Source organism: Pseudomonas reactans (assembly GCF_013387025.1).
Taxonomy (GTDB): Bacteria; Pseudomonadota; Gammaproteobacteria; order Pseudomonadales; family Pseudomonadaceae; genus Aquipseudomonas; species Aquipseudomonas reactans.
Genome location: NZ_JACAQP010000014.1, coordinates 174,177 through 191,711 on the forward strand (window position 1 = coordinate 174,177; position 17,535 = coordinate 191,711).

Genomic DNA, 17,535 nt, shown 5'->3' on the forward strand with positions numbered 1-17,535 from the left:
AACCCTTTTTGGTTAGCAGGCTATGTGTTGGCGATTATGCGCCATTCGTCGCGCGTTTTCCCACCAGGAAATCCAGCAGTTCACGGTGCACCGCCACGGCGGCTTCGTTGGATTCAAGGTCGAGCAAGTGGCCAGTATGTTCGGCCACAGCGAAACTGCTGCGCCCCACGTATTGCTTGAACAACTGGGCCTCGGCAGCGGGGGTGTATTCGTCGAGGGCACCGTTGAGGAAGTGCACCGGCGTTTCGATCTGACGCAGTGCCGGCAGGTAGTTGCCATCGCCCAAGGCCAACACTTGGTGGATATGAAAACGCGCCTGGCGGTATTCGGTGGTGGCCATGGTTGACAGGTGCCGGTGGTTGTTGCGCTTGAGCCGGGGTGACAGGTATTTGCCCACGGTTTCATTGAGCAAGTGGCCGACGGCGGACTTGTCGTCGGCTTCGATCAATACACGTACGCGTTCCACATAATCGAGCATGGCTTGGTTGAGGTTGGGCGCGAGGGCCATCACCACTGAGCTTTCGATGGAGGGTGGGTTGTGCGCCAGGGTCAGCAACGTCGAGATGCCGCCCCAGGAGGCTGACACCAGGTGGTTGACCTGGAAGCGCTCGACCAGGGCGCGCAGCATCTGCACCTCGTCGTCCTTGGTCACCAGGTCCAGCTCAGTGTTGTGTTCGCGTGAATAGCCGGAGAACGGCAGATCGAACAGCACCACATTGAAATGCTCGGCCAGGCATTTGCTGGTGCGGGCGAAGGAGCGCGTGGTGGACAGCGCGCCATTGACCATCAAGACGGTCTTTTTTCCAGAATCGTTTCCTAGCTGCTCAACATGAACGTTGTAGTGCTTGAACAGCTTTTCAATGACAAAACTTCCATGGTTCATGTCAACGCTCCAGCTTGCCCTTCCCGGGCAAGGTCGTGCTCTCGTGGGTGAGGGGTGGCGGGATGCCATTAACCCTTATAGCGAGGTTTTTTAAGCGCGACAACTGAGCACGCTGGAGCAAGCGTGAGGTGGGATTTGACGGTAGGAAGGATTGAGTCGAGGTGTCGGAAGTAACCGCAAGACAGTGTGGGAGCGGGCTTGCTCGCGAAGGCGGAGCGCCAGCCACCGGATAAGTTGACTGATACGCCGCCTTCGCGAGCAAGCCCGCTCCCACAAGGGTTTTGTATTTACAGGGTTAAGGTCAGGCGGTTGACCAACGCTCCCGGCAACAGGTTGGAGGCGGTGTTGCGCTGGCTGTAGGTGCTGGCCGACAGCAGCAGTTCCCGATCGGCGGTCAGCGCTTCCAGCTGCGCGCCGAGCAGGTTGTAGACGCTGTCATCAAAACGCATGGTGCTGACCGGCGCCTTGATCTCGCCGTCTTCCACCCAGAAAGTGGCGAAGCGCGTCATGCCGGTCAGGCGTGCCGCCGGCAGGTCCGAATAGTTCAGGTACCACAGGTTGCTGATGTACAACCCGGTGCCCAATTGCTTGAGGATATCGGCCTGGGCCAGGCTGCCAGCGGCCATCTGCAACGCGCTGGGCGATTCATCGCTGCTTGCGCCGTTGGTGCTCAAGCCGTATTCGGCTGCGCTGCGCGAGTTGATCAATTGGCCGTCGGCTTTCCCCGCCTTGATCAGCGTGACGTCGCCGCGCGGGTAACCTTCGGTGGAAAACGCCTGGCTCAGGGAGCCACTGATCTGTTCCGCTACCGTCACCAGTGGGCTCAGGGACTGTTCACCGGCGTACAGCTTTTGCAGCGAACTGCCCTTGCTGGCGATGGCCTGGGCGGAAAACCCGCCCCAAGTGATGATGCTGATGATCTCTTCAATCGCCGCCGGGGCGAGGTAGGCGCGGTATTGCCCAGGGGCTAACTTGTGCAGTGGCCGGCCGAGGAATTCAAGCTGCTCGCGGGCCTGCTGGAAGCGCGCGGCAAACTCGGCGCTGTCCCAGGTGTGCCCGGCGTAGCTGGCCTTCACCGCTTCGCCATTGGCGTGAAACAGGCTGAAATCGAAGTTGAAGCTATTGGCCTGGTGCCAGCCGAAGGCGCCCGATGAACTGGCAAAGCCCCGGCTGATGGGGCCGGCCGCATAAAAGCCGACCAGGTCCACGCCTTGGGCGGCCCGGCTGATGTCTTCCAATACCTGGGCCAGTTCCGGCAGCGGGCGGGTTTGTTCGTTGTTGCTTTGCCAGGCGTTGTGGTTCAGCAGTAGGTACGGGTCTTGTGGCAGCAGCGGCAAGGTTTCGCGCAACTGTTGCAGGCCATCGGCCAAACGCTGGCGGTCCAGCTCGGGCTCGCCGGCAAGGGTGATGCCGAGGTCGGCGTGGCGGCCATTGTTGATCAGTTTCAGGTTGAGGCTGGCCTGTTGCACCTGGCCCGCCTGGCGTACCTTGGCGTGATTGAAGCGCACGAATTCGGACGCTTCATCCGCATAGCCGAGGTGGAATTGTTCGTTGTCGGTGATGGCGTGCTTGAGCCAGTCCACCAATGCCTTGAAGTTGTTCATCAGGCGTCTCCCCCAAATACGTCGACATCACTGAATACGCAGGCTGGCGAGGCATGACCGACGCGGATCACCTGGTTGGGTTCGCCCTTGCCACAGTTCGGTGTGCCCAGGACCTTGAAGGTGCTGGCGTCACCGACCGCGCTGAGGTTGCGCCAGAAGTTGGCAGAAATGGCGCGGTAGTTGGGGTTCTTCACCACACCTTTCAACTCGCCGTTCTCGATCAATTGGCCCCATTCGCAGCCGAACTGGAATTTGTTGCGCGCATCGTCGATGGACCATGAACGGTTGGTCGACATCAGCACACCGTTTTCGATACCGCCGATCAGTTGCGCCAGGCTCTTGTCGCCCGCCTCAATGTTCAGGTTGGCCATGCGGTCGATGGGCGCACGGTTCCAACTGCTGGCCCGGCTATTGGCCACGCCACTCATACCCGAACGGAATTGCGACAGCGCACCGCCCAGCGGTTTGAGCAGCAACCCTTCGCGGATCAGGAACTGCTTGCTCGCGGGCGTGCCGTCGTCGTCATGGCTGTAGCTGGCGAGTTGTTCCGGGATATCCGGGTCGAACGTCACGTTGAGCAACTTGGAGCCATAGTGCAGATGGCCGAAGTCGCTGGCCTTCACAAAACTGGTACCGGCGTAATTGCGCTCGTCACCCAGGATGCGATCCAGCTCCAACGGGTGACCGATGGATTCGTGGATCTGCAGGATCATCTGGTCAGGCATCAGCAACAGGTCGCGGGGGCCGTTGGGGGTGTTAGGCGCGAGCAGCAGTTGCAGGGCTTCGTCGGTAATGCGTGGCGCTGCGCCGACCAGGCCGAAGCGGCTGATCACATCAAAGCCACCTTGCTGGCCGAAGTTGCTGCCGCCCAGGGTGCGGCTCTGGCTGTCGTTGCCGTCGTAAGCGGTCACGTTGACGCCGGGGAACACGAAGCGCTGGGCCTGGCGCAGCTCGGCGCCGGCGTTGTTGAGATAGATCTGCTCGACGTGGGTGAGGCCGAGGCTGACTTCCCAACTCACCAGGCGCTCGTCCTTGGGCACAGCGGCGGATTCGTCGCCCAGCAGTTGGTAGCAGTCGCTCAGGGACGGGAAGGCTTGGTTGAGTTCAGGGGATAAATAGTCCGCCACATCGCTGGAGACATGCTGGTCGCGCAGGTCGAGCAGGGCGTGGGGCTTGATCAACCGGGCTTGCTGTTCGGCGCGCTCAAGGGCGGCTTGCAGGCCGGGCAGGGAAATATCGTTGGTTGCCGCGTAGGCTTCCACACCGTTGAGACGCACGGTGAGCATGGCGCCTTCATCGTGGTTCAGGTGCGGTGGTTCGGCGACGTTCTTGCGTACGGCCAGGTATTGGCCGGATTCGCGGACGTAGCGCAGGGAGAAGAATTCGGCGCAGGTGCGCAGGGCTGCAAAGTGTTTTTTCAGCGTGGCATGTTGTTCAAACATAGGGCTAGGCCCTCGCATTTAAAAATGTAGGAGCGAGCTTGCTCGCGAAGAAGGTTAACGATAACGCAGCGTGTCTGATTTAACACGGCGTTCTCGGGATCTTCGCGAGCAAGCTCGCTCCTACAGGTCCATGCGCGGGGTTATTGCGCCGAAGGCCCCACTTCACGCATCGGCTTGCCACGCACCGGCGCATCGCCTGCTACGTAGTAGTCGGCGGTGCTGCGCGGCAGTGGCTGGCGGCCACGGATCTTGTCGGCGATTTTCTCGGCGATCATGATCGTCGGCGCGTTCAGGTTACCGGTGGTGATGATCGGCATGATCGACGCATCCACAACGCGCAGGCCCTGCATGCCATGCACGCGGCCTTCGCCGTCCACGACCGCCATCTCGTCGGTGCCCATCTTGCACGAGCAGGACGGGTGGAACGCAGTCTCGGCGTGTTCGCGGATGAACTTGTCCAGTTGCTCATCGGTTTGCACGTCGATGCCCGGGCTGATCTCGCGGCCACGGTACTGGTCCAGTGCCGGCTGCTGCATGATTTCACGGGTCAGGCGGATGCCGTCGCGGAATTCCTGCCAGTCCTGCTCGGTGGCCATGTAGTTGAAGAGGATGCTCGGGTAGTCCCGTGGGTTCTTCGACTTCAGCTGGATGCGACCACGGCTCGGCGAACGCATGGACCCCATGTGCGCCTGGAAACCGTGCTCTTTCACACCGTTGCTGCCGTTGTAGTTAATCGCCACCGGCAGGAAGTGGTACTGGATGTTCGGCCATTCGAATTCTTCACGGGTACGGATGAAACCGCCCGCTTCGAACTGGTTGCTGGCGCCGATACCGGTGCCGTTGAACAGCCATTCGGCGCCGATGGCCGGCTGGTTGTACCAGAGCAGCGACGGGTACAGCGACACGGGCTGAGTGCACGCGTATTGCAGGTACAGCTCAAGGTGGTCCTGCAGGTTTTCGCCGACGCCTGGCAGGTCGTGGACCACCGGGATGTCGAGGCTTTCCAGCAGTTTGGCCGGGCCCACGCCGGAGCGTTGCAGCAGTTGCGGCGAAGCGATTGCGCCGCTGCACACCAGTACTTCTTTACGGGCGCGAGCTTCAACGCGCTCTTCGGCGGCGCCGATCAGGTAACGCACGCCCACGGCACGCTTGCCTTCGAACAAGACTTTGTCGGTGAGGGCGTGAGTGACGATGGTCAGGGTCGAACGCTTCTTGGCCGTGTCCAGGTAACCACGCGCGGTGCTGGCGCGACGGCCTTTAGGCGTGACGGTACGGTCCATCGGGCCGAAGCCTTCTTGCTGGTAGCCGTTCAAGTCAACGGTGCGCGGGTAACCGGCCTGTACGCCGGCTTCAACCATGGCGTGGAACAGTGGGTTATTGCCGGCTTTCGGCGTGGTCACGCTGACCGGGCCATCGCCGCCGTGCCAATCGTTCGGGCCGATGTCGCGGGTTTCGGCTTTACGGAAATACGGCAGGCAGTCCAGGTAAGTCCAGTTTTCCAGGCCAGGCAATTTCGCCCAGTTGTCGTAGTCCATGGCGTTGCCACGGATGTAGCACATGCCGTTGATCAGCGAAGAACCACCCAGGCCCTTGCCGCGACCGCACTCCATACGACGGCCGTCCATGTGTGGCTCTGGATCGGTCTCGTAGGCCCAGTTGTAGCGGCGGCCTTGCAGTGGGAAGGCCAGTGCCGCAGGCATTTGTGTGCGGAAGTCGAAGCGGTAGTCGGGGCCACCGGCTTCCAGCAGCAGGACGGTGACGCCTTCGTCTTCGGTCAGACGGGTCGCCAGGGTGTTACCGGCGGAGCCGGCACCCACAATGATGTAATCGTATTCTTGGGACATTGGATGCACCCTCTTTTGAGATAGTCAGGTCGGGCCTCATCGCGGGCAAGCCCGGCTCCCACAGGGGAACGCATTCCAACTGTGGGAGCTGGCTTGCCTGCGATAGGGCACTCACAGGCAATACGAGGCTCGGGTCTTAGAACACCGAGGCGTAGTCGCCCAGCTCAACCTGTACCGATTTGATGCGGGTGAAGTTGTTCAGCGAGCTGATGCCGTTCTCACGACCCACACCGGATTGCTTGTAGCCGCCGACCGGCATCTTCGCGTCGGATTCGCCCCAGGCGTTGATCCAGCAGATACCCGCTTCCAGCTGATGAATCACGCGGTGGGCGCGGTTCAGGTCCTTGGTCACAAGACCTGCGGCCAGGCCGAAGTCGGTGTCGTTGGCGCGGCGGATCACTTCTTCTTCGGTTTCGTAGGTGAGGATGCTCATCACTGGGCCGAAGATTTCTTCACGCACGATGACCATGTCGTCGGTGCAATCGGTGAACACGGTCGGGGCCACGAAGGCGCCTTTGGCGAAGTCGCCGTCGGTCAGGCGGTCGCCGCCGCACAGCAGGCGGGCGCCTTGCTCTTTGCCCTTGGCGATGTAGCCCAACACGCTTTCCATGTGGGCAAAGCTGACCAGCGGACCGAAGTTGGTGTTTTCGTCTTCCGGGTTGCCAACGCGAATGCGCGCGACACGCTCAACGATCTTGGCTTCGAACGCCGCTTGCAGGTGCTTGGGCACGAATACGCGGGTGCCGTTGGTGCAGACCTGGCCGGAGCTGTAGAAGTTGGCCATCATCGCGGTGTCGGCGGCGCGGTCGAGGTCGGCGTCGTCGAAGATGATCAGCGGGGACTTGCCGCCCAGTTCCATGGTCACGTCTTTGAGCGAAGAGCTGGAAGCGCTGGCCATGACTTTTTTGCCGGTGTCGGTGCCGCCGGTGAACGAGACTTTCTCGATGCGCGGGTGTTCGGTCAGCCAGGTGCCGACTTCACGGCCGCTGCCGGTCAGTACGTTGAACACGCCCGCCGGAACGCCGGCTTCGGTGTAGATCTCGGCCAGTTTCAGGGTGGTCAGCGAAGTGACTTCGCTCGGTTTGAAGATCATTGCGTTACCGGCGGCCAGGGCCGGTGCGGATTTCCACAGGGCGATCTGGATCGGGTAGTTCCACGCGCCGATACCGGCGACTACACCCAGCGGTTCGCGGCGGGTGTAGACGAACGAAGTGTCGCGCAGTGGGATCTGCTCGCCTTCGATGGCTGGCACCAGGCCTGCGTAGTATTCCAGCACGTCAGCGCCGGTAACGATGTCGACGTACTTGGTTTCGGAGAAGGATTTACCGGTGTCCAGGGTTTCCAGGGCGGCCAGCTCGTCGTTGCGCTCGCGCAGGATGTCGACGGCACGACGCAGGATGCGCGAACGCTCCATGGCGGTCATGGCGGCCCAGATTTTCTGGCCTTTTTCGGCGCTGACCACGGCACGTTCAACGTCTTCTTTAGTCGCGCGTTGCACTTGGGCGAGAACTTCACCGTTAGCCGGGTTGATGGCTTCGAAGGTGGCATCGCTGCCAGCGTCGCTGTAGCCGCCGTCAATGTAGAGTTTTTGCAGGTCGAAACGGGCCATAAAGTCCTCGCAAGTGCATAAGTGGTTGGCGTTAACCGCCGAACAGTGGGCCATAAGGGTGTGGCAACACTGAGCGACAGCAGTTCAGGGGTTGAGCGGTTATGTGTGCTCTAACTCACCTGCTTGGCCAATTGGAAATCCATGTATTCGTAAGCGATCCGTTGCGCCTGCTCCGTGTCGAAAGCGTCTCCCGACAGGGCGCCGCGCAACCACAAACCGTCGATCAGGGCCGCCAGGCCTCGGGCTGCTTTGCGCGCGCGCGGCAGCGGCAGCACTCGGCGAAACTGGCAGCACAGGTTGGAATACAGACGTTGATCGTTGATCCGCTGCAACCTGTGCAATGACGGGTGATGCATGCTGGTGGCCCAGAAGGCCAACCAGGTTTTCATTGCCGGGCCGTTGACCTGGCTGGCGTCGAAGTTGCCTTCGATGATCACCTGGAGGTGCGCCCGTGGGCTGTCATCCTTCAGGGCACGCCTGCGTTCGTGGACGTTCTCGATCAGCGCATTCATCAAGTACCGCATCGTCGCGGCGATCAGGCCGTTCTTGTCCTGAAAGTAGTGACTGATGATGCCGTTCGAAACGCCGGCCAAACGGGCGATCAGCGCAATGCTGGCATCTCCCATTCCGACCTGATCGATGGCCGTCAACGTGGCTTCGATCAACTGCTGGCGGCGTATGGGTTGCATACCGACCTTGGGCATGTAGCACCTCTCCTTAGGCCTGCCGATGGGCGATCAACGTCCGTCGGCTTGAGGGCCAGTCTATTTTGTTTTGATTGAACGTTCAATCAACAAAGAATAAGATCTGCGACAAATGGTCGCGTCCTACAGGTATTTCCTACATGTAGGCACGACATCTGGCACCTGGTTAAACCCCTGAAACGTCCCTGGGCACTGCGCTCACGGGGTGCAGGGATTTAAGGGGTGTCTTTATAACACCCGTCCGTCGACTGCCGAAAAATCGATGTCCCGGGATAACCGTTGCCTTGTGTTTCTCTCTCGCACTGCCCGGAGCATCTGCGCCATGAGTTCTGCCTCTCTTATAAAGACCCCGCCGGAAAAGGTGCGGGTCAACGGTTGGGTGTTCTACACCTCCACCGCGTTGATTCTGTTGTTGACTGCCATCCTGATCATCGCCCCGCAGGAGGCCGGGCGCATGCTCGGTGTCGCCCAGGCGTGGCTGTCGAAAAGCTTCGGCTGGTACTACATGGTGGTCATCGCCGCCTACCTGGTGTTTGTGGTCGGCTTGGCATTTTCCTCCTACGGCAAATTGAAACTGGGCAGCAAGGACGACACCCCGGACTTCAGCTACGGCGCCTGGGCCGGCATGTTGTTCTCGTCGGGTATCGGCATTTCGCTGCTGTACTTCGGCGCTTCCGAGCCGCTGGACCACTACTTCAACCCGCCCGAAGGCGCCGCCGCCAGCAATGGCGCAGCACGCCAGGCGCTGCAATTGACCTTCCTGCACTGGGGCCTGCACGGCTGGGCGATCTATGCCCTGGTCGGCCTGGCCGTGGCGTACTTCGCGTATCGCCATAACCAGCCGCTGGCCTTGCGTTCGGCGCTGTACCCGCTGGTGGGCGAGCGTTGGGTGAAAGGCGCGGCCGGCCACGCGGTGGACGGGTTCGGCATGTTCGTGACCCTGCTGGGCCTGGTGACGAACCTGGGGATTGGTTCGATGCAGGTGTCGTCCGGGTTGGAAAACCTGTTCGGCATGGAACACAGCAACACCAACCTGCTGATCGTGATCATCGTGATGAGCACCGTGGCGACCATCGCCGCCGTGTCGGGTGTGGAGAATGGCATTCGTCGCCTGTCCAACCTCAACATCGTGTTGTTCAGCGGCCTGCTGATCTTCGTGCTGCTGTTCGGCCCGACCTTGCACTTGCTCAATGGCTTGGTGCAGAACACCGGTGACTACCTCAACGGCATCATCCTGAAAACCTTCGACCTCTACGTGTACGAAGGCGACGCCGACAAGACCGAGCGCTGGATGGGCCTGTGGACCCTGTTCTACTGGGCCTGGTGGATTTCCTGGGCGCCATTCGTGGGCATGTTCATCGCGCGTATTTCCCGTGGTCGTACCGTGCGTGAACTGGTGGCTGGCGTGCTGCTGATCCCGCTGGGTTTCACCCTGGCGTGGTTGTCGATCTTCGGTAACTCGGCCTTGGACCTGGTGCTGAACCACGGTGCGGTGGAGTTGGGCAAGACCGCACTGGAACAGCCGTCCATGGCGATCTACCAGTTGCTTGAGCATTACCCGGCGTCGAAAGTCGTCATCGGTGTGTCGATCTTCGTGGGCTTCGTGCTGTTCCTGACCCCGGCGGATTCCGGCGCGGTGATGATGGCCAACCTGTCGTGCAAAGGCGGCAACGTGGATGAAGACGCGCCGCACTGGCTGCGCATCTTCTGGTCGGTGGTGATCACCCTGGTGACCATCGGCCTGCTGTTTGCCGGCAACTTCGAAGCCATGCAGACCATGGTGGTGCTGGCGGGGCTGCCGTTCTCGGTGGTGTTGATCTTCTTTATGTTCGGCTTGCACAAGGCGATGCGCCAGGACGTGGCCATCGAACAGGAGCAGGCGCAACTGGCCGAGCGTGGCCGCCGTGGTTTCAGCGAGCGTTTGACCGCGCTGGACCTGCAACCGAGCCAAGGCACTGTGCAGCGTTTTATGGACAAGCACGTCACCCCAGCGTTGGAAGAAGCGGCGACGGCCTTGCGTGAACAGGGGCTGGAGGTGCAGACACTGCTGGGTAAATCCAAGCGCTGCATCGGTGTGCGCATCGAGATGGAAGAGGGCAACCCGTTTGTCTACGAAGTGAGCCTGGATGCTTACTCGTCGGCACCGAGCGACCTGCCCGAGGAAGAGCGCACGCGTTACTACCGCGCCGAGGTCTACCTGCACAACGGACCTCAGGAATACGACCTGATGGGCTTCGCCCAGGAACAGATCACCCGGGACGTGCTCGATCAGTTTGAAAGCCATCGGCAGCTCCTTGGCCGTGTCTATAGCTGATAGTTGAAGCGAGCGGCGCCTTCACTGGCGCCGCCTTCTCAAGACTGCAATGCGGTCAACTGTGGGAGCTGGCTTGCCTGCGATAGCTTTGGTGAATTCACTACAGCTATCGCAGGCAAGCCAGCTCCCACATTGACCCAGTTTCTTCATTAAGGGTTTTGGGGTTGGTCTAGCCCAGGTTCTTGCCCAGCAGGGCGTGGTACAACTCGCTGTCTCCGAGAATCCCCACCACCTGGTTGTTGTCATGCAACACCAGCTTGTTCCCGGTGTGATAACGAATCTGCAACGCGTCGCGCATGCCGATATTCGAATCCACCAGCGTCGGCACTCGGCCCAAACCTTCCACCGCTTGCCCCGGTGCCCAGTTCTGCAAATTCATCACCGCGCCATTCTGGCGGGCGCCCTTGATGGTGTTGCCTTCGGCCAGGTCCAGCCACGAGTCGCCGCCCGGGTCCAGGCACACCGAACCGTTGACGCGCTTGCAGTTGTCCAGGGTGCGCATCAGGCTGCGGCCGCACAACACGTTCAGCGGGTTGGTATGCGCGACGAAGGTACGCACATAGTCGTCCGCCGGGTTCAGCACGATCTCTTCCGGCACGCTGTACTGGATGATCTTGCCGTCTTTCATGATTGCGATGCGGCTGCCCAGTTTGAGCGCCTCGTCGAGGTCGTGGCTCACGAACACGATGGTCTTGCTCAGCTTGCGTTGCAGTTCCAGCAACTCGTCCTGCAGGCCTTGGCGGATCAGCGGGTCGAGGGCGGAGAAGGGTTCGTCCATCAGCAGGATGTCGGCGTCCATCGCCAACGCGCGGGCGAGGCCGACGCGCTGCTGCATGCCGCCGGAGAGTTCGTCCGGCTTCTTGTTGCGCCATTGGGTCAGGCCTACCAGTTCGAGCTTTTCGTCCACCAGCTTGCGTCGGTCTTTCTCCGGGCGGCCCTGCATTTCCAGGCCGAAGCTGATGTTTTCGCGCACTGTCAGCCATGGCATCAGGGCAAACTTCTGGAACACCATGGCGATGCGTTTGGTGCGCATCATTTTCAGCTCGGCCGGCGTGCAGGAGGCGATGTCGATCTGGCGACCTTCATGCTCCACGAACAGTTGCCCACGGCTGACGGTGTTGAGGCCATTGATGCAGCGCAGCAAGCTGGATTTGCCGGAGCCCGACAGGCCCATCAGCACGCAGATCTCGCCTTTCTCGATATCCAGGCTGGCTTTTTCAACGCCGACAATCTGCCCGGTCTTTTTCAGGATTTCGTTACGGCTCATGCCCTGGTCCAGCAGCTTGAGCGCTTCGCGTGGGTCTTTGGAGAAGATCACGTCGACATTGTCGAATCGGATAATGCTCATGCATCACCCCCTACTTTAGCGTCGGGTTGTTTGCAAATGCGGTCGAGCATGATGGCTAGTAGCACGATCGCCAGACCGGCTTCAAAGCCCAGGGCGATGTCGGCGGTGTTCAGCGCGTTGACCACGGGTTTGCCGAGGCCATCGGCGCCCACCAGGGCCGCGATCACCACCATCGACAACGACAGCATGATGCATTGGGTAATGCCGGCGGCAATGCTCGGCATGGCGTGGGGCAGTTCAATGCGCGAGAGCAACTGACGGCGCGAGCAGCCAAAGGCCTTGCCGGCGTCCATCAACTCTTGCGGTACATCTCGGATACCCAGGTAGGTCAGGCGGATCGGCGCGGCAATCGCGAACACCACCGTGGAAATCAGCCCAGGCACCACACCCAGCCCGAAGAGGGTCAGGGTAGGGATGAGGTAGACGAAGGTCGGTACGGTCTGCATCAGATCGAGCACCGGCCGCATCATGGTGTAGAACATCGGTTTGTGCGCGGCAACAATGCCCAGCGGCACACCGATGACCACGCAGACCAGGGTGGCGAACAGCACTTGCGCCAGGGTCTCCATGGTTTCCTGCCAGTACCCCAGGTTGAGGATCAGCAGGAAGGAGGCGATGACAAAAACAGTCAGTCCCCATTTACGTTGGATAAAGTGAGCCAGCAGCGCAATCAGACCGATCAATGCCAGCGGATTGAACCAGGTCAGCGCGAACGTCACGCCGTGGATCATCGTTTCCAGTGTCGATGCGATTGCGTCGAAATAGTTGGCGCCGTGTTGGGTCAACCATTCGACGAAGGCAGCGATGTACTGGCCTAGTGGGATTTTCTGTTCAGTCAGCATGGTAGTGAATGTCCACATGCGAAGAGGGAAAACATCCCGGGGCAGCGCACCGCCCCGGGGACAACATTACTTGGCGAGGTAGGCTTTAACGGCGTCGAGTCCTGGTTTGCCATCTACGGTGGTGACACCGGCGAGCCAGGTGTCGAGGACTTGCGGGTTGGCTTTCAGCCAGGCCTTGGCGGCGGCGTCAGGCTTTTGTTTGTCGTCGAGGACTTTACCCATCAGGGTGCTTTCCATGTTCAGGGTGAACACCAGGTTTTTCAGCAACTGGCCCACGTTGCTGCATTCCTGGGTGTAGCCCTTGCGGGTGTTGGTGTAGATGGTGGCCTGGCCGTAGTTGGGGCCGAACGAGTCGTCACCGCCGGTCAGGTACTTCATCTTGAAGCGGGTGTTCATCGGGTGCGGTTCCCAGCCGAGGAACACGATGGCCTGGTCACGCTTGGAGGCGCGTTCGACCTGGGAGAGCATGCCGGCTTCGCTGGATTCGACGACTTTGAAACCGGCGGTTTTCAGGCCGAAGGCGTCTTTGTCGATCAGCGTCTGGATGGTGCGGTTGCCGTCGTTGCCCGGCTCGATGCCGTAGATCTTGCCGCCCAGCTCATCCTTGAATTTGGCGATGTCGGCGAAGTCCTTGAGGCCTTTGTTGTACAGCGCTTCCGGGACGGCCAGGGTGTACTTGGCGTTTTCCAGGTTGGCGCGCACGGTTTCCACGGTGCCGGCATCACGGTACTGCTTGATGTCGTTTTCCATGGTCGGCATCCAGTTGCCGAGGAAGATGTCCATGTTCTTGCCGTCGGCCAGTGACTTGTAGGTCACGGGTACCGAAATCATCGTGGTGCGCGGCTTGTAGCCCAGGCCCTTGAGGATTTCGCTGGTGGTCGCGGTGGTGACGGTGATGTCGGTCCAGCCGACATCGGAGAAGTTGACGGTCTTGCACTGTTCCGGTTCTGCAGCGTGTGCCAGGACTGGCAGACTCAGCATGGCGGCCAACAACAACTGGGGTGAACCTTTCATCTGGGTAGACTCCTGTGTTTTTTCTGGCGGCATTCGCCGCGCTTTATAAGTGTTGCGGTTGGTGCGTGCGACAACAGCTCTGGCACGGTGCCTTGCAAACGAGTCGAGACTGATCATGTACCAGTGAAAATCTGACGCCTACAGGGGGCGTCGTATCCAGTACAGGGATGGTCGTATCCAGTGTCGGTGACGTCGCTTACAGATTTTTCCAAAGGCAAAACTGCAGTTTTTGCCCATCTGCACCGCTAAAAACGGCCAAAACAGGTGATCGTACGCAAGCGACGCTGGTGAGCATGGTTACGTCGGTGTGAGACGCCGTGGCGGTCAGCAAAAGCTTGATGATGCCGCCATCTGGGCGATTTGAGCGTAGCAGCTCCTTGGTGCCCGGTTTGCTCACCTGCGGAGTTCCACGGCAATGGCTATCAGTGTTTTCGACCTGTTCAAGATCGGCATCGGGCCTTCGAGTTCTCACACCGTCGGCCCCATGCGCGCCGCGGCGTTGTTCGTTCAAGGCTTGCGTGAACGAGAACTGTTGGAACAAGTGCGGCGCGTCGAAGTTCAGCTCTACGGCTCCTTGTCCGCCACCGGCATCGGCCACGGCAGCGACACTGCGACCATCATGGGCCTGATGGGCGAGTGGCCGGATGCGATCGATCCGTCGCAAATCGGACTGCGCATCCACACCCTGCGCGAGACCGACACATTGCTGCTGGACGGGCGCCTGCCGGTGCCTTTCATCTGGGCGCGGGACATGCGCCTGCTCGACGAGAACCTGCCGTTCCACCCCAACGCCATGACACTGGTGGTGTTCGGCGACAGCGGTGAATTGCACCGCGACACCTACTATTCGGTGGGCGGCGGTTTCGTGGTGGATGAAGCCCAGGCGCAGAGCGGCGTGGCCGATATGGACCGCACCGAATTGCCTTACGATTTTTCCAGCGCGGTGGAGCTGTTGCAGCTGTGCAAGACTCACAACCTGCGCGTGGCCGAGTTGATGATGGCCAACGAGAAGGTCTGGCGCTCCGAAGAAGAAATCCGCAGCGGCCTGATGAAACTCTGGCGCGCCATGCAAGATTGCGTGGAGCAAGGCCTCAAGCACGAAGGCATCCTGCCTGGCGGCCTGAACGTGCGCCGTCGCGCCGCCAAGTTGCACCGCAGCCTGCAGGAACTGAACAAGCCCAATGTGATCGGCTCGACCTTGAGTGCCATGGAGTGGGTCAACCTGTTCGCCCTGGCAGTCAACGAGGAAAACGCCGCCGGTGGGCGCATGGTCACCGCACCCACCAACGGCGCGGCGGGGATCATCCCGGCGGTGTTGCACTACTTCATGAAGTTCAGCGAGGAAGTCACCGAAGCCAACGTGGTCGACTACCTGCTGGGTGCGGCGGCGGTGGGCATCCTGTGCAAGAAGAACGCCTCGATCTCCGGTGCCGAAGTCGGTTGCCAGGGCGAAGTGGGTTCGGCCTGCGCCATGGCCGCTGCCGGCTTGGCCGAGATCCTCGGTGCTACGCCGGAGCAACTGTGCAACGCCGCCGAGATCGGCCTGGAACATAACCTTGGTCTCACGTGCGACCCTGTAGGCGGACTGGTGCAAGTGCCGTGCATCGAGCGCAATGCGATTGCGGCAGTGAAGGCGATCAACGCCGCGCAAATGGCGCTGCGCGGTGACGGCCAGCACTTTATCTCCCTGGACCGGGTGATCCGCACCATGCGCGATACCGGGGCGGATATGCACGACAAATACAAAGAGACATCGCGGGGTGGGTTGGCGGTCAGCGCCGTCGAATGTTGAGCTGACCCCATCCTTCTGTAGGAGCGAGCTTGCTCGCGAAGAACCCGAGAGCGCCGCGTCCCTCCAGAATGCCCGCGTTATCGTTAACCACCTTCGCGAGCAAGCTCGCTCCTACATTGAACATCACCCGACGAGCACGCCACCTTTTGGCGCGTCGCAAACAGATAAGTAGCTACCGAACGATTTCCCGCCCGACCACCTGTCACCCGCGCTTTGGGTGACAGACTTCTCCCACGCCCGCAAAGCGCCTTCCCACAAGTGCTACCGATCTGCTCACGCCCCGTGGGCAGACTCGTTCCTACGGCTGATTCCGGCTATATCCGCACTCGCGGCACGGGCTTATCTAGACGCGTCATCAGGTCGTTTTTAGGAGTTATTGGATGGCCATTCAATTTTAGGCATGGCATTTGCTCTATCAATTCAAAGCCTCTCTCCTCGCTGGATGAAGAGCGCAATAACAAGAGCCTCGCCTGAGGCCATCACCCGCTTTGTGTGAGGAGATACCGCGATGACGTCGTTCAACTCCGGGGCCCAACCCCAGAACCGTGCGCCTCAATCCATCGGCTTTTTGCTGCTGGACAATTTCACGCTGATTTCCCTGGCCTCCGCAGTCGAACCCCTGCGCATGGCCAACCAGCTCTCCGGCCGCGAGCTGTATCGCTGGACGACCTTGAGCGTCGACGGAAACCAGGTGTGGGCCAGCGACGGTCTGCAAATCACCCCCGATGCTTCCATGCACAAAGCCCCAGCCCTGGACACCGTGATCGTGTGCGGCGGCGTGGGCATCCAGCGCACCGTTACCCGTGAGCATGTGTCGTGGCTGCAAAGCCAGGCGCGTCAGTCCCGTCGCCTCGGCGCGGTGTGCACCGGCAGTTGGGCCCTGGCCTGCGCCGGTTTGCTCGATGGGTTTGATTGCAGCGTGCACTGGGAATGCCTGGCCTCGATGCAGGAAGCCTTCCCCCGCGTGGCCATGAGTACACGCCTGTTCACCCTCGACCGCAACCGTTTCACCAGCTCCGGCGGCACCGCGCCACTGGACATGATGCTGCACCTGATCAGCCGCGATCACGGCCGTGAACTGTCGGCCGCCATCTCCGAGATGTTCGTGTACGAACGCATCCGCAATGAACAGGATCACCAGCGTGTGCCGCTCAAGCACATGCTTGGCACCAACCAGCCGAAGCTGCAGGAAATCGTCGCGCTGATGGAGGCCAACCTGGAAGAGCCCATCGACCTGGACGAACTGGCGGTGTACGTCGCCGTGTCCCGTCGCCAACTGGAGCGCCTGTTCCAGAAATACCTGCATTGTTCGCCGTCGCGTTACTACCTCAAGCTGCGCCTGATCCGTGCACGGCAGTTGCTCAAGCAAACGCCGATGTCGATCATCGAAGTGGCGTCGGTGTGCGGGTTTGTCTCCACGCCGCACTTCTCCAAGTGCTACCGCGAATACTTCGGCATTCCGCCACGGGATGAGCGCGTGGGTTCCAACACCACCCAGCAAGTGGCGATGATGCCGATTCCGCAGGCGCTGGTGTTGTCACCGTTGTCGGGACCGATGTCGGCGTTGAGTCAGGCGCGTAATGAATCAACCTTCGCGAGCGTAAGGCTCTAGACCGAGTTGTCTGCATTCGCGAGCAAGCCCGCTCCCACATTTGACTGCATTTCAACGTTGGAACTCGGTCAAATGTGGGAGCGGGCTTGCTCGCGAATGCGGTGCGTCAGGCGCCAGAGTTCTGCTTGAATTGCACCAACGCCGGCAACAACTGCTTGTCGATCGCCTGCCGCACCGCCGGCAGGATCGTCGCACTGCCGGTGTACATCTGCTCAACCATGCCCTTGAGCGCCTTGGCTCGCGCCGGGCTCAAACCGCGCACGGCGCACTCGCAGGCCTGCTCGGCGGTGGCGCCGCTGGACACTTCAAATCCCAGTGAGCGCAGCTGGCCCAGCAGGTCATCCTGGTCAATCAAATCCGCGTGCATCATGACGTTTATCCTTGAAGGGAACGGGGTTTGACCTCGATTCTGGTAGCCGCCCGAGGGGGCGGCAAGGGCAGATTGCACGAATGCCTCAGATGGCTATGAGCATGTCGTTTTCGGGCCATTTACCGAACGCATTAATGGGCACACTGAACTCAAGCAC

The 17,535-nt window shown here is 60.6% G+C and carries 14 protein-coding genes; 3 read left to right on the top strand and 11 right to left on the bottom strand.

From position 1 onward, the window contains the following. Positions 1 to 34: 34 nt before the first annotated feature. From HX793_RS17570 to betI, 6 genes are all read right to left on the bottom strand, one after another. Positions 35 to 883 (bottom strand): alpha/beta fold hydrolase, encoded by an 849-nt coding sequence (locus tag HX793_RS17570; protein ID WP_095013820.1) that lies wholly within the window; start codon positions 881 to 883, stop codon positions 35 to 37. 287 nt (positions 884 to 1,170) lie between these two features. Continuing rightward, positions 1,171 to 2,487 (bottom strand): TldD/PmbA family protein, encoded by a 1,317-nt coding sequence (locus HX793_RS17575; RefSeq protein ID WP_177094308.1) that lies wholly within the window; start codon positions 2,485 to 2,487, stop codon positions 1,171 to 1,173. Next, the gene (locus HX793_RS17580) at positions 2,487 to 3,929 is read right to left on the bottom strand and encodes a TldD/PmbA family protein (RefSeq protein ID WP_177094310.1); all 1,443 of its coding nucleotides are present in this window, start codon (positions 3,927 to 3,929) and stop codon (positions 2,487 to 2,489) included. Before HX793_RS17580 ends, HX793_RS17575 begins: the two co-directional genes overlap by 1 nt. Positions 3,930 to 4,069: 140 nt before the next feature. Further along, on the bottom strand, positions 4,070 to 5,773 hold the full coding sequence (betA, locus tag HX793_RS17585) for a choline dehydrogenase (protein ID WP_177052718.1): 1,704 nt from the start codon (positions 5,771 to 5,773) through the stop codon (positions 4,070 to 4,072). Between the two features lie 136 nt (positions 5,774 to 5,909). Continuing rightward, positions 5,910 to 7,382, bottom strand: coding sequence for a betaine-aldehyde dehydrogenase (betB, locus tag HX793_RS17590; protein WP_016977776.1), 1,473 nt, complete (start codon positions 7,380 to 7,382; stop codon positions 5,910 to 5,912). 110 nt (positions 7,383 to 7,492) lie between these two features. Then, a complete protein-coding gene (gene betI / locus HX793_RS17595; protein WP_016977777.1) occupies positions 7,493 to 8,086 on the bottom strand; it encodes a transcriptional regulator BetI in 594 nt (197 codons plus the stop codon). 379 nt (positions 8,087 to 8,465) lie between these two features. Between betI and HX793_RS17600 the strand changes: the two genes are divergently transcribed. Beyond that, entirely contained in the window at positions 8,466 to 10,400 is a 1,935-nt protein-coding gene (locus HX793_RS17600) for a BCCT family transporter (protein ID WP_308936658.1), read from the top strand. 169 nt (positions 10,401 to 10,569) lie between these two features. Here HX793_RS17600 and choV read toward each other — a convergent pair whose 3' ends face one another. From choV to HX793_RS17620, 4 genes are all read right to left on the bottom strand, one after another. Further along, entirely contained in the window at positions 10,570 to 11,748 is a 1,179-nt protein-coding gene (gene choV, locus HX793_RS17605; protein ID WP_133075421.1) for a choline ABC transporter ATP-binding protein, read from the bottom strand. Next, positions 11,745 to 12,590 (bottom strand): choline ABC transporter permease subunit, encoded by an 846-nt coding sequence (gene choW / locus HX793_RS17610; protein ID WP_010207125.1) that lies wholly within the window; start codon positions 12,588 to 12,590, stop codon positions 11,745 to 11,747. The genes choV and choW overlap by 4 nt, the downstream gene beginning before the upstream one ends. A gap of 66 nt (positions 12,591 to 12,656) precedes the next feature. Continuing rightward, on the bottom strand, positions 12,657 to 13,604 hold the full coding sequence (locus HX793_RS17615; RefSeq protein WP_177094315.1) for a choline ABC transporter substrate-binding protein: 948 nt from the start codon (positions 13,602 to 13,604) through the stop codon (positions 12,657 to 12,659). Between the two features lie 196 nt (positions 13,605 to 13,800). Further along, positions 13,801 to 14,001, bottom strand: a complete 201-nt coding sequence (locus HX793_RS17620; RefSeq protein WP_157787148.1) for a hypothetical protein — start codon at positions 13,999 to 14,001, stop codon at positions 13,801 to 13,803. Between the two features lie 18 nt (positions 14,002 to 14,019). Here HX793_RS17620 and HX793_RS17625 point away from each other — a divergent pair, with 18 nt between their 5' ends. Beyond that, positions 14,020 to 15,396: an L-serine ammonia-lyase gene (locus HX793_RS17625; protein ID WP_016977782.1), complete on the top strand. Its 1,377-nt coding sequence runs from the start codon at positions 14,020 to 14,022 to the stop codon at positions 15,394 to 15,396. A gap of 508 nt (positions 15,397 to 15,904) precedes the next feature. Then, complete coding sequence (gene gbdR, locus HX793_RS17630) at positions 15,905 to 17,008, top strand: choline metabolism transcriptional regulator GbdR (protein ID WP_005792167.1); 1,104 nt, start codon at positions 15,905 to 15,907, stop codon at positions 17,006 to 17,008. Positions 17,009 to 17,114: 106 nt separating this feature from the next. Here the strand turns inward: gbdR and HX793_RS17635 are convergent, their stop codons facing one another. Further along, a complete protein-coding gene (locus HX793_RS17635; protein ID WP_028618238.1) occupies positions 17,115 to 17,378 on the bottom strand; it encodes a hypothetical protein in 264 nt (87 codons plus the stop codon). Positions 17,379 to 17,535 lie beyond the last annotated feature (157 nt).